Source organism: Leptospira wolbachii serovar Codice str. CDC, from assembly GCF_000332515.2.
Classification (GTDB): Bacteria; Spirochaetota; Leptospiria; order Leptospirales; family Leptospiraceae; genus Leptospira_A; species Leptospira_A wolbachii.
The window spans coordinates 221,317-235,469 of the sequence record NZ_AOGZ02000001.1 but is presented as its reverse complement, the minus strand read 5'-3'; the positions used below and the strand labels follow the sequence as shown (position 1 = coordinate 235,469).

Genomic DNA, 14,153 nt, shown 5'->3' with positions numbered 1-14,153 from the left:
TTAATACACCAATTTAGAATTTAGTTCCCGCATAAACTCTATATCAAACTTAATGACTTTTCTATCATAAGTGACAAGTCCATTGATTTCCTCTTCTACGTCGCTGACTTGCGTATAGATAGAGGCACTTAGACCCTTTTCGATCAGCGGTAACAGTTCGTTTTCAATCAACTTCCTATATTCTTTTTCTAGGCTTTGTTTGTCGGGAAGAATTTTATAACCAAAGAGTTTATTCTCATCAAAAACATGTCCCTCTGTTTTTAAAGAGTAACCACCAAATTCAGATAATACGATGACTCTAGTCTCATTTTTCGGTACTTTTAGTTTTTGATAGTAGAGATGTAGACTTTTGAGATCGCTACTATTTTGTCCTTGGTCATACCATCCGCTGACACTATCAATGGTTCTTGTATCATCTAGTTTTCTCAACTTTTCTGTAAGTTTGATGCTATCAAATTGTCCCCATCCTTCGTTAAAAAGTACCCAAACGGATAGACTGACAGTGTTTTTTAGTAGATCAACAGTCCTATCCATTTCGGAGATAAATTCTCTTCGGCCAACTTCATCGGTTCTGTTTAAGAATTTATACTTTGTATCTTTTGTGTTCCAACCAATAAAAGGTAAATAGGCAACCTTCCAGGTTTCGTAAGCACCGCCGCCACAAACAAAATCTTGCCATACGAGAATTCCCAGTCTATCACAATGGTAATACCAGCGTAAGGGTTCAATTTTAATATGTTTGCGTAACATATTAAAACCCATGTCTTTCATCAGTTTGATTTCTTTTTCCATCTCCTTGTCGTTTGGTGGAGTGAGAAGCCCTTCTGACCAGTATCCTTGGTCCAAAAGTCCGTTATGAAAATACGGTTTGTTGTTTAAGAATAACCTTTTGAATTTCCCATCGAAACCTATGGAAAACTTTCGCATTCCAAAATAAGATTTTACTTTGTCTCCAGATGTTTGAATCAAAATGCCATAGAGCTTTGGGTTTTCTGGTGACCAAAGTTCCATGTTGGGTATATTTATATTTGCTTTTGAATCGGTGGACTCGGCAATTACTTCGTCTCCATCTAATACCTGTATAATGATATTGGAACTTTCTGTAGTAACAAGAATTTCCACAGACTTTGTGTCTATATTTGGAGTAATTTTGATGTCTTTAATATAATCTTTGGTTACACTTTCTAACCAAACAGTTTGCCAGATTCCGGATTGAGGTGTGTACCAAATCCCACCTCGTTTTAGTTTTTGTTTTCCTCTCGACTGTGTTCCTGTGTCAGTGGGATCTGTGACTGTTAGTTGGATTTCATTTTTGCCAATTTTTATATGCTGAGAGATATCGAAATAAAAAGGTAAAAAACCTCCCTTATGGGCGCCAACTTCTTTACCGTTGATATAACAAATGCAGGAATAATCAACAGCACCAAAGTGAAGTAAGGTGATATCTTTTAGAAATTCAGAAGAAAGATCAAATTCTCGTTTATAAAACAATTCTTCGTTCGGTTGGAGTATAAAATTTCCGAGCCCACTAGCCTTTGTTTCTGGGGAGAAAGGGACATTGATTTTATAATGCGCCTTTGGTCCATTACCTAATTTGGAATGGGTTAATTCCCATTCACCGTTTAAGTTGATATAACTCTCTCGTTCTAGTTGGGGACGTGGATATTCTGTATGTGAAATAGTTCTCATTAGGATTGTTTACCTCGGAATAGGAGGGAAAGAGGAAAAAATATAAGTAAACAAAAGATGGCACCAGCTAAAAAGATTTCAGGTGAAGGGACATGTGCAGTTGCTCCATTGACTGGATCAATATATGTAAGGTTTGTTCTTTCATTGATAGTTTCTCCTATCATGGGTCCAATGTACATTGGAATGAGAACAAAAAAGATCATTCGTATTCCTTGTAGTTTACCTGTATTTTCAGTGGGGGTATTGTCTCGAATTTGTGCACCTAGTAGAGCTAAAACTTGTACAAACCCAGTGATTAAAACCAAACTCGTGATTCCAGTAAACCACATAACTTGTGTCTTTAAACTTAAATCGATTGTTTTAGACATTGTGTATAAAGATAACATTCCGAGTATATATAGAATAGAGAAATAAATTAGTAATTTGTCTTTGTTTTTCCCATCAAATTGTTTCCCCAGAAAAACAGTGATGATACTTGCTCCAAGAATGACACCTGCAAGTACAATCGAATATTGAACGGCATCGAATTTTAAATATTCTTGCATGTAAATAATTAGGTATGGCATATACACTTGACTTGCAATTCCGTAAATCCCCATAGCAACAAAATACAAATACAACTTCTTGTTTTTTTCCATAACACTGATTTTGAATCCGTAACTTATATCGGAGATAAAATTAGTATTTTGCTTTCTGAGGTTAGGATTGTCTTTGATGAGCCAAATTCCTATAACCCCAGATACTGACATCATGGTTCCTACGGCAACAAATAGTCCAGGGTATCCAAGTGCATTCACTATTATTCCAAATCCGCCTGCGACAATCAACATCGCAATTAGAGGCATAGCTGATAACACTCCTTCCGCTAGACTTCTCGCATTTTCAGTGTTATCTGTTACGTAAGCATTAAAAGCAGCATCATTGGCTGTTGATCCGAATGCAGTCATAATACAATCAAGAGTTATCACTATTGTGATCGTAAGGCTTATGATTTGATTGGTATCAGATAATTGAAACCATTCGGCCGTATTTTCTTTGGAAATGAATGCGAAAGACAAAGTCAGTAGACCCCAGAGAAGGTACCCGATAGAAATGAAATACTTTCTATTTCCTGCTTTGTCAGTTAAGATGCCGGCAATGAGGGTGGTGAAGGTGGCGACAATTCCACTCAATTGGACCATCAATGTGACCGAAGATGTATTCTTTGCGATGGTATTGTAAATGAATAGGTTAAAATACATATTCTCTACCGACCATGCAATCTGTCCGACTAAACCAAAGAGAATTAATACAGACCAAAGACGTCCGCTTAAATTATGAGTGTTCATGATCGCATAGTGTCAGAGATAGATAGTATAGTTGGCGACTAAAATTTTGACACTGGTTCAATTTTCTTTAATAGCGATTCTAATTACAAATATTCACTAAAAGACTTTTCCTAACTGAAATCCTAACCATTGGTGTTGTTGTGGTAATCCCTTACCAGATTGAAAGTCGATAGTTTGAAAGTTATAATGAACACCAAATAAAAAACCAGCATTTGAGACGGAAACGAATCCCGCTTTGATAAAACCGACAGCCCTTTTTAAGTCGGCCACGTATGTTTTTTCGTCCCTATATTCGATTTCTTCGCGCAATAGTTGTAACAATACTTCTCTTTGTTTTGGATCTAATATAAATTGCGATAACACTTCATACGAATAGAGGCGTATTTGCGGTGGTAATTTTCCACCTTCTGGTCGAAAGATGGAATAAATTGCCAACGCACGAGCGTTATCTGGTATCTGGTCCCATTGTTCGGATAAGTTATTTAGAAGAAACAAACGTGTTGATTTTTCTATGTCCTCTGCACCGTTAAAAATATTATTAAAAATTAAATAATTGAGTCCAATGTTATAAGGATTGTTTGTTCCTTTTACTAAAAATTCGTTAAACAAAATATACCTTTGCAGTGAGTTTTTTCCGTTGTCTTCTGCAAGAGCTCTGTATTGAATTTCTCTTTCACCCGCTTCTGGAGTTGGGTTATTCAAAAAATTGTCCCAATTGCTAAAGGCAGTATTTCTATTTTGAGTTTTATATGCTTTATCCGATCCTATTTGGCCTTGGATGGTTGCATTATAAAATTGTAAAGTAGCACCTGGATTTACATAGAAATACCAATATCCTTTTCCATCTTCATGAAGGATGGGGGGACCTGGTTGTAATGCTGAACTACCTGGACCTGGAGTTTTATCGACATTCCCGAATCGCAAGATAAACCCAAAAGAGGCATCGGATTGAATATTTCCTAAATTTAAGTTATACTGAGTTCCAAAAAAACGATGATGAAACTTCCTAACATCTGTTCGTAGCGCTCCTGAGTAGGAATTGGGAATTTGTGTATCCCATCCTTGCGGAGTAGGTGAGCCGATCAAATTGTGAAAATTCATCTGTGCAGACTTGCCCCCAACAGATGGTCCTATCATCCCTAGTTCTAATTCTGTAGTGATGCTCGTGTCTTCTGTTGCTGTTGTTAGTGAATTACTAAAGTAGGCTCTACTTGAATAAGGTCGATCGCCATAGGAAACATCCGCCTTTGCTATGTTTGTTGGTGTATAAAACTCCTGTCCAAGTGCAAATCCTTGCAAATATTTTGTGGTTTGCGATGGAGTAATGAATAAATCATTCCAATACCCCAATACTTTTCGAGTAGGGTTTGACTCACCCACGCGCATATTAAATTCCAAACGGGATCCATTCGTATAATACATGTCTGAGAAACCTCCAAAGGCATCATTTTCCATTATCAATCGGATTTGGAATTGGTTAGATGGTTCTGGAATTTTCCTCTCTATTTCAGAGACGTTTGGTATCTTTATCGGATTTTGTTTTTTGATCAGCTTCTTCGGTTCTGCGTAGATACCTATGGTGACAACAACGCCAAAGATAAATAAGTAGTGAGGATTTTTTGTATACTTACTCATCTGGAAATTCTATTGGGAAAGCAGAGAGTTGAGTAGTTGCTGGAAATAATCTTTTTAAATAAAGTTGTGTTGCTTTATCTTCAGGAAATATTTGAGCAATTCTTTCGAATTTATCCTTTGCTTCATCAAAATTGTTAGAATGGTAAGCGGTTGTCGCTTCCTGATATAGTTCTTTGGTATTTAACTTTAATTCTAAGGATATTGGATCATCGCCGTTTAGAATTTCGTAAACTGATACGGGTTTCGTTTTTCCCTTTACGCGAACACGATCTAAAAAGCGATATTCTAAACTTTGAATGTGTTTATCATCAATGGCGCGAATAGCTGCTTCCGTAACTGCAATTTTTGCTCCATATATTTTGGTTAGGTTTTGAACGCGCGAGGCTAAATTTACAGTATCTGAAATCACAGTACCTTCCAACCTATCTTCAGCACCAATGGTTCCTAACATAAGAGATCCTGCATGGATTCCCACTCCGATTTGGATGGGAACATATCCTTGTTTGCTTCTGTGATAGTTGTATTCTTTTAAATACAACTGCATATCTACTCCGGCAAAAATTGCATCAGTAGTGTTCCTTTCAAACAAGGCCATAATTGCGTCACCAATGAACTTATCAATAAAGCCATTGTGTTTTTGGATGATGGGACTCATCCTTCCTAAATAGGAATTGATAAAGTTGAAGTTTTGTTCGGGACTCATCTGTTCGGAAAGAGTGGTGAAGGAGCGAATATCACTGAAAAGTACAGCCATGTACTTTTGTATTTGATCACCTAACTTGACATCGAGAATTGATTCCTTCCCTAAGTTTGCCAAAAAATCTTTGGGCACAAAACGAGCATAGGATTCGGTGAGAATTTTTTGCATCTCGATGGCTTTTAGTTGAGCCACTTCTTTCTCTTCCTTCATAATATTGATTCTGTCGGCAAGAGCAATCGAAAGTAAAATTACTTCAGAGGCTGATCCAATATAAAGTCCATATTCCGTTAAAAAGTTTGATGGAATTAAGTTCAAATACTTTAGCGCTACAACGATGGATACACCAATGAGAACATTGAAGGCGAGAAGGAAAAAACGTGCGGCACGATAACGGCGTAAAAAACTAATAATTGCTGCAATAAAAATGAGTATGGGAACTGGAAGTATTAATAACAGACCTAATTTTACCGTAATTTCTGGTGAAAGGAGAAATGTGAGTGGAATTTCAATTATGTGAAGCACAAAAAATATCCGAAGTGGTTGGTCTAACCACCTTGGAGTATTCACTTTTGTATTTAAAAAACGTCTTGTGAACAAAAGCAAAGAAGCGATGCAGAACCCACTGAAGATAACAAATCCATTCCTTTGAAATTCTGGTACATTGGGCCATAAATATTGAAAACCATGGCCAGTAAGTATCAATTGTAATCCTAAAAAACCTAGAATATAAGTTACATAATATAAATAACTAATATCTTTTACACTTAAAAAGATAAAAAAATTATATAAGATCATTACGATCATGACACCGTAATACAACCCTAAGCCATGTTGAATGTCAGCATAATATAGCGAAAAGGATTCTTCTGTCCAAACGGTTAAAGGTAAGGTAAGCCCACCGCTATTATAAAGTTTGATGTAGATTGTTTTTGCTGATTGTTTATCCAGAACTACAGAGAATACAAAATTTCTGTTTTTGATTTTTCTTTCAGAAAATGGAAACATCATCCCTTCTTTGTCGGTTAGATGAAATTTGCCGTTAGATTCGGAATAAACTTCGACTAAATCTATATTGCTATAATCAATCTCTAATAATCGTTTGGTGGGGAATGGACTTTTGTTTTCAAAGGGAATTTTGATCCAATAATGAAAATTTGTTTGACCGAAATTGGGAATGTCTTCGGTGGATGGAACAAATCTAAGATTGGTATTTTGTGTTTGAATATCATCAATCGTGATCGATTTTAATCTGTCCTCAAGGATCGATATTTCTTTGCCTATGGCCTTATGGTCTGTTATGTTACTCAGTTCAACAGACCATAAGGATCCAGAAAGTAGAAAACAATATAGGAATACTATCTTTAATGAATATTGGGTAGGAATACAATTGAGAATCAATGGGGATTCCTATATTGCTAATAAATTACGATTCTTTTGGTTTTTCGGAATCGGATTTTAAATACAGATATCGTTCCGCTATGAAAGTTCCAAAGGGAACGACTGAAGCAAGTGCCGCTAAAAAAGTTTTCTTTGCTTTCCATTCTAATTCTACTTTTACCTGAAACAATTCTACCAAATACAAAAGGAACAATAACCCATGGATGAGTCCAACGATCTTATTTGGCTCTGGATTTTTATACAGATATTTGAGTGGCATGGTCACAAAGAGGATTGTGAGAAAAGAGAGTCCTTCTAAAAAAGCTAAAATGCGAAATCGTCCTAATTTGGTTTGGAGTAAAGAAAACACGGTCACTTCCTTGTAGTTCAGTATTTTCCAATTTCTTGGGAATCTATGATTCGTCCTTACTTTCTTTAGTGGCATTGGATTCTTAAACAAACGGCTGCTATGCCAGTTTTTTGGGCAAAATTGCTGAAATTCTACCGAAAAGGGGGACTCTGTATGGAGGATGATTTTCAAAATTAGTCGACAATTGTTCGGGATTGACATTTGGGAGGAACCCATTTAGAATCTGAAGGATGAAGTTCCGAATTTTCCTAATTGTTCTTTTTTGTTTCTCTCTCCCCCTTCTATCGGAAGAGAGATCGGTCTATTCTGCCGCCATGGCGAAAAAAGACATCACAGGTCCGTCTGTGGGTGTTATGTTTTGGGGCTTTGCCAGAGAGGACCAAACGGGAGTGGGGATTCACACAAGGCAGTTCGCTAGATCTCTCGTCATCCGAGACCAAAGTTCCAAAAAACTTTTAGCTTATGTGACTGCTGAAGTTGGCGGTATTCCTTTTGAAATCCAAAGAGATGTTGTCAAAAGATTACAATCCGAATTGGATCCAGGATTTAACTATGGTAATGTTCTCATCAACGCATCACATACGCATAGTGGACCCGCAGGTCACTTTCATTACTCAGAAGTTTCCTTTTATTCAAAAGATTTTTATTCGGAATCTTATGCAGTTCTAAGAGATGGGATCTTTGAATCTATCAAAGAAGCCTATCTAAAGATGAAACCTGCTGAATTGACAGTAGGAAAAGCGATGGTGAGTGAAGCGGGTGTTAATCGAAGTCTTTCTGCTTACCTTGCTAATCCAGAATCAGAAAGAAAAACATATTCAGACAATATTGATCGCGAGATGTTACAACTTACAGTAGTTGTATCTGGAGTTCCTGTCGGTTTTGTCAATTGGTATGGGGTACATCCAACCAATATTACCTTTGATAATCGACTAATATCGTCGGACAACAAAGGAATCGCATCCTTACTTGCTGAATCAGAGGCCAAAAAACAAGGGTTAACCGATTTTGTTGCCATTTTTGCGCAAGCAAACGAAGGAGATGTATCACCCAATCTCAATTTGAACAATACAGGTCCAGGAAAGGATATTTACGATAGTAGTTTTATTATTGGAAAGAGACAATTTATAGCAAGCCAACAAATTCTGAAGTCGGAAGGAAAACGCCTGTCAGGTGGTATTTCTTTTACACAACGATTTATTGATATGAGTAAACATCCTGTGAGTAGTGAATTTTCAGGAACCGGAAAAACTGAAACCACATGCCCATCAGCTTATGGTTATTCGTTTGCTGCAGGTTCCACGGAAGAAGGTGGTGGTCACTGGTTATTCCACGAAGGGATGACCAGTAAAAATCGTAGGTTCTACATTGATTGGATTGCTAAGTTTATGTTACAATCTCCATCAGACGAACTCAGAGCATGTCAGAACCCTAAAGCAGTTTTGTTTCCAATGGGAGAAACTAAACCCATTCCTAGTCTACCACAAATTTTACCCTATGGACTGACACTCATCGGTGACCTTACTATTTTAGTTTTACCACATGAAGTTACAACAATGTCCAGTAGACGACTTAAAAAAGAAGTTCAGTCTGTATTAAAAGATAAAACTACTGAGATTGTTTTGTCAGGACTTACGAATGATTTTTCTGGATATATCACTACACCTGAGGAATACTCTACTCAGAATTATGAAGGTGGTCATACATTACACGGGCCTCAGAGTTTGAATGCTTTAAGACAAGAATTTCATAAAATGGCAGCAGAGTTAAAGGAAGGAAGGTCGGCAACTCCCCAAACAATTATGCCGTTGGATTTATCCGATCGTATTCATCCTTTGAAGATACCATCATCAGACGTTGTCTCAACTAAACCTCAATCGGTGATCCAACCAAGTTCCGAATCTTATCAAAGAGGTGAGGTCGTATCTTGCCGAGTGGCATCTGCAAATCCTAACGTGGGTTATCCGAAAGTGACTTCCTATTTATGGGTCGAAGGATTAGAGAAGTCCACTTGGAAACCCGTTCGTTCTGACGCCGATTTTGATACAAAATTTATCTATCAAAAACGTGGTCTTTGGGGTAGAACAGAAGAAAGTGTAGATCTAATTTGGGAAACTAGTTTCGATACAAAACCAGGTGAGTATCGTTTGGTCCATGAGGGAGTATATCTAAGTGCCGATGGAGTGAAATCTAATTACCGAATCGAGTGCCCAAGTTTCCGAATTACAGAAGGTGGAATATAAAATTATAAAATAAATAAGATCCACTTTCCCTATAAATGGATCTACTTCTTTCTTGCCGAGTCCATGGGACTATGTCCTTTGGGTTCGGTTTTTAGTTTGATCCTTCTTGCCACATTCTTATGATTGAAATCCCTTTTGCTTCGAAAAACAAGTTGTGGGAAATCCATACATGGTGGAAATCTTAGGAAAAGAGAACAAGGACACAAGAGGAAGCCAGATGAGTAAATTTTACCGAGACGAATGGGTTTGGATTACAGGAGCCTCCTCTGGAATTGGAAAAGAATTAGTAGCACAGGCATACAAACAGAAAGCAAAGGTATTACTTGCATCTCGAAAGATCAAAGATTTAGAAGCCATTGCTAAAGAACTTCATCTAGAGAAAGGACGTTTTGCTGTTGAAAAATTAGATTTGGAAGATTATAAATCTACAGCTGCTTTTGCAAAGCGTTGTATACAAAAGTATGGGATTCCCAAGGTAGTCATCCATAATGGTGGAATCAGCCAAAGATCCTTAACCAAAGAAACAAACTTAATCACATTAGAAAAGATAATGAATACTAATTTTTATGGTGCAGCCGAGATGACTCGAGCGATGATACCACAAATTTTAGGCAAAAAGGAAGTTCACTTTGCTGTAATTTCAAGCGTTGCTGGGAAAATTGGTAGCCCACTCCGATCTGCTTATTCAGCCTCCAAATTTGCGTTAGTCGGTTTTTTTCATTCCTTACGATCGGAAGAAGAAAAATCCGGTATTTTTGTGACCATGGTGTATCCAGGTTTTATCCAAACGAATATTTCTAAAAATGCATTAAGGGGAGACGGCTCTTCCACTGGCACTATGGATTCGGTAATTGCTGCTGGGTTACCGGTTCAGTTATGTGCACACCGAATTTTACATGCAGTCGCCAACAAACAACGCGAAGTTGTCATTGCAGGTATCAAAGAAAAATTCGGATTGGTTTTACAAATGGTTTATCCATCATTATTTTTCAAAATGATTCAAAAAGCAAAGGTAAGGTAGGAGGGAAGTTCAGTTGAAACAAATTTTTTATCTTATTGGAATGATTCTATTTCTATCCATGGGAGTATTTGCAGAAACTCCTGTTTTAGACTATAAAACGAAAACAAAAGCGAACGAGAAGGAACGTACTTATCTTTTAGATCTTCTGCGAGCAAACCTTGCGAACGAATTCAAACAAGAATTTATATTTGTTGTAGAACATTTTAAGGTTTCTGGTGACTACGCTTGGTTTCGGGGAACGGCCAAAAGAAAGGATGGGAAGGAAATTTCCTTATCTGAAGAAATTCCCTATGATTGTTGCCATCTGGAAGCTCTATTTAAAAAAACAAATGGAAAATGGCAAATTTCTGAATCAGGCGCTTTTAGTACGGATGTTTGGTGGGATGGTATCCAAGCCCGCTACCCAAAGGCATCCAAAGAAATTTTTCAGTAAATTTTGAATACTTATCCAATTGTTTAGAATGGTCTTTGTGAATATTTAAGAAAAGGTTTGTATATTTTGATAGAATCTGCATTTGGGGGTTGTTTGATTGGAGTATGCTTCTCGAATACCTAAATGTTAATTCGATCCATATTCTTCCCAATGCTAAAAGTTGGGAAGATGTAAGCCTTGAGTTATTGCGGAAAGTTGATGAGGACCCCATTAAGGACGATTTACAAAATCGGATGGAGTCTTTTCCGAACAGTTTGTTCGGAGATCTTGGCCCTCATATTTTAATTCCACATTTTCGCTCCATACATATCAAAACTCCCGAGGTTTTTTTGTTTTTGATTCCCAAAGGTATTCTTATGGGGGATCGCATCATTCATTTGGTCCTATTTCAAATGATCCCAGAAACTCAACCATCGCTACACTTACGTTTGTTACATGGTCTTTCTTCGCTTCTTCCGCAAATTTTTGATGAATTGTTGAAATGTGATACCGAATCAAAGGTTTTGTCTGTGGTGCAACGTGGCGAATCAGATATGAAGCCTAGTTACAAAAATTTAAACCAATCTCAGATTGCATTTGAATTACAAACAGATTTACAAAATGGCCTAAGTCAATCCGAGGCAAACATTCGCCTGAAAACATTTGGTAAGAATGCGATTGAAAATGAAAAGTCTACACCAATCATTTGGAAATTTTTAAAAAGTTTTTTTAGTTTATTCGCGATTCTGTTATGGGTAGCAACTGTTCTGTGTTTTGTGCCCGGTGTAGATATGCCCGAGTTGGGAATTGCCATTTTTATTGTAGTTGTCATCAATGGTATATTTTCTTTTTTTCAAGAATCTAAATCAGACCATGCAGTGGAGGCCTTACGTAAGTTACTCGCACAGGAATGTCCTGTCATTCGAGATGGTGTGACTACAACAGTTCCAGCGGATGATATTGTTCCCGGCGATTTGATTGTTCTTTCTGAAGGGGATATTGTACCTGCCGATTGTAGAATCATTGAATCGGAAGACGTTGAAGTTGATAATTCTTCCCTTACGGGTGAGTCCACATCTGCAAGGCGTTATAAATCAGATAGTGAAATTGTTTTAGAGGGAAAGTTTCTGTGGTTAGAAATGCCAAACATTCTTTTTGCTGGCAGTTCTTTAATCAAAGGAAAATCCAAAGCGATAGTTTTTGGTACAGGCCAGTCCACAGAGATAGGCCAAATCGCAGGGATTACATCAAAAATTAAACGGGAAGAGAGTCCGTTACAAAAACAATTAAAACAAACAGTTATCTCTATATCGTTATTTGCCTTTGTGATTGGAATTGTTTTTCTATTATTGGGATACATGGTTGCGGGCTTAAGTTTTGTCCAAGCCTTCATTTTCTTTATAGGGATTTTTGTAGCAAACGTTCCAGAAGGTTTATTACCAACTGTAACTCTTTCTTTGGCATTAGGTGTTTCGCGCATGGCAAAACGAAATGCGATCCTGAAAGATCTTTCTAGCGTAGAAACACTTGGCTGTACAACTGTTATATGTTCGGATAAAACAGGAACTTTGACGCAAAATCAAATGCGTGTGATTGAAGTGTATTTTAATTCCCGATCATTCACACCTCAAGAGTTAGAAACAAAAGAAGGTAACCAGATTTTCTTAAGTTGTGGTTATCATTGTAATAACGCTAGTTTGGATCCCAGTCCTTTGGGGGATCCGACCGAACTTGCGTTGCTGTATTTGTCACAAGATAGAATCAAAAATACAAATGGAAAACGAATTCATACAAATGCATTTGAATCAGTAAGAAAACGTATGAGTGTGGTAATTAAAGGAGAAAATTTTACCACTGCGTATGCAAAAGGTGGGCCTGTCGAAATTCTTTCCATTTGCACACATGTTTATGAGAATGGTTCCGTTGTTTTGTTAGATGAAACAAAACGATCGAATCTTAAAAAAGCTTCCGACCATTCCGCAAGCCAAGGTTATCGTGTTCTTTCTTTTGCTTATAAAGTAATAGAGGAAGAAAATCCATTGTCAAATTTGGAGTCTATCGAATCCAACATGGTTTATTTAGGTCATTGTTGTCTTGCCGATCCCATTCGTCCTAAAGTCCCTGATGCGATTTCTAAATGTCACACAGCGGGGATCAGAATTTTAATGATTACAGGTGATCATCCATTAACTGCTGAATCTGTCGGTAGGTCTATTGGAATAGGTGGAGAAACTCCAATTGTTATCACTGGTGTGGAATTGGATAAAATGAATGATACCTCTCTTAGGGAATGGATCCGAAAAGGGGAACCAATTTTTGCAAGAGTATCTCCTTCCCAAAAATTACGCATTGTTACCATGTTGCAAGGATTAGGTGAAATTGTGGCAGTTACCGGAGATGGGGTCAATGATGGTCCCGCACTCAAAAAAGCAGACATTGGAATTGCGATGGGGAAACGAGGGACGGAAGTTGCCAAAGAGGCAGCCAGAATGATCATTGTCGACGATGATTTCGCAACTATAGTGGATGCCATTGAGGAAGGGCGAGGTGTTTTTGATAATATTCGTAAATTTTCTGCGTACGTTTTGAACTCAAATCCACAAGAGCTCATTCCTTTTCTGCTTTGGGCATTGATACCCGGATTTCCTTTGCTTATGACTGTTATGGGTGTTCTTGCCGTTGACGTTGGAACAGATTTGATTCCAGCAATGGGTCTTGGTGCAGAACCACCGGAAAAAGGAATTATGTTTCGACCACCACGGAATCGAAATGAGAAGCTTATATCTATTAAATTTATTCTGAGATCTTATCTTGTAGAGGGAATGATTCTTTTTCTCTCTTGTTTGACTACGTATTTTTATTTTGTTTATACAGAATGTAATGGAGTGTTACCACTCTCTCCGAAAGGGTTGAATATGGCGGAAGCAAGTCCACAGTATCTCCAATCTCTGACTGCATTCTTTTTCCCAACGATAACAGTACAAATAGCAAACGTTCTTAGTAAACGTTCAAGAACTGAGTCCATTTTCCAAATGGATTTGTTTTCCAATCGAATCATCTGGGCAGGAATTGGTTTTTCCTTATTTCTTTGTGCAATTTTCTTTTATACTGACCTAAGTTCTGTTTATTATTTTGCGCCGATCCCAATACATGTATATTTATTTGCATTCCATGGAACACTTGTTATGGTTTCTTATGCGGAGATAATAAAATATTTTCGTAGGAAACGGCTAGCAAAAAATTAGAATCATTCTAGTTGTCTGCGCGTAGAAATTTATTGATTTTTTATTTCTCTTAGTTAGTCCGTTCAGTTCGTATCTGTTGACCATAGAATGATTTAAATAAACATGAATCGAAAGATGGTTTCAATAAAAGTTC

General features: G+C 37.4%; 9 protein-coding genes. 4 read left to right on the top strand and 5 right to left on the bottom strand.

Translation table 11 applies throughout. From position 1 onward, the window contains the following. From LEP1GSC195_RS01110 to LEP1GSC195_RS01090, 5 genes are all read right to left on the bottom strand, one after another. Positions 1–1,689 (bottom strand): glycoside hydrolase family 2 protein, encoded by a 1,689-nt coding sequence (locus LEP1GSC195_RS01110; RefSeq protein WP_015679525.1) that lies wholly within the window; start codon positions 1,687–1,689, stop codon positions 1–3. After that, entirely contained in the window at positions 1,689–3,017 is a 1,329-nt protein-coding gene (locus LEP1GSC195_RS01105; RefSeq protein ID WP_040506161.1) for an MFS transporter, read from the bottom strand. The genes LEP1GSC195_RS01110 and LEP1GSC195_RS01105 overlap by 1 nt, the downstream gene beginning before the upstream one ends. A 96-nt stretch (positions 3,018–3,113) precedes the next feature. Then, positions 3,114–4,652 carry a lipid A deacylase LpxR family protein gene (locus tag LEP1GSC195_RS01100; RefSeq protein ID WP_040506160.1) on the bottom strand — a complete coding sequence of 513 codons (1,539 nt, stop codon included), beginning with the start codon at positions 4,650–4,652 and terminating at the stop codon, positions 3,114–3,116. Beyond that, positions 4,645–6,750 (bottom strand): 7TM diverse intracellular signaling domain-containing protein, encoded by a 2,106-nt coding sequence (locus tag LEP1GSC195_RS01095; protein WP_015679697.1) that lies wholly within the window; start codon positions 6,748–6,750, stop codon positions 4,645–4,647. Before LEP1GSC195_RS01095 ends, LEP1GSC195_RS01100 begins: the two co-directional genes overlap by 8 nt. A 25-nt stretch (positions 6,751–6,775) precedes the next feature. Further along, positions 6,776–7,099, bottom strand: a complete 324-nt coding sequence (locus LEP1GSC195_RS01090) for a DUF3817 domain-containing protein (protein WP_015679623.1) — start codon at positions 7,097–7,099, stop codon at positions 6,776–6,778. Positions 7,100–7,329: 230 nt separating this feature from the next. Between LEP1GSC195_RS01090 and LEP1GSC195_RS01085 the strand changes: the two genes are divergently transcribed. The 4 genes from LEP1GSC195_RS01085 to LEP1GSC195_RS01070 all read left to right on the top strand — a co-directional run bounded on the left by LEP1GSC195_RS01085 (position 7,330) and on the right by LEP1GSC195_RS01070 (position 14,020). Beyond that, positions 7,330–9,342 (top strand): neutral/alkaline non-lysosomal ceramidase N-terminal domain-containing protein, encoded by a 2,013-nt coding sequence (locus tag LEP1GSC195_RS01085; RefSeq protein WP_015679677.1) that lies wholly within the window; start codon positions 7,330–7,332, stop codon positions 9,340–9,342. A gap of 217 nt (positions 9,343–9,559) precedes the next feature. Further along, on the top strand, positions 9,560–10,363 hold the full coding sequence (locus LEP1GSC195_RS01080) for an SDR family NAD(P)-dependent oxidoreductase (protein WP_040506187.1): 804 nt from the start codon (positions 9,560–9,562) through the stop codon (positions 10,361–10,363). Positions 10,364–10,376: 13 nt separating this feature from the next. Then, on the top strand, positions 10,377–10,796 hold the full coding sequence (locus LEP1GSC195_RS01075) for a hypothetical protein (RefSeq protein WP_015679678.1): 420 nt from the start codon (positions 10,377–10,379) through the stop codon (positions 10,794–10,796). Positions 10,797–10,900: 104 nt separating this feature from the next. Further along, positions 10,901–14,020, top strand: coding sequence for an HAD-IC family P-type ATPase (locus tag LEP1GSC195_RS01070; protein ID WP_015679557.1), 3,120 nt, complete (start codon positions 10,901–10,903; stop codon positions 14,018–14,020). Positions 14,021–14,153 lie beyond the last annotated feature (133 nt).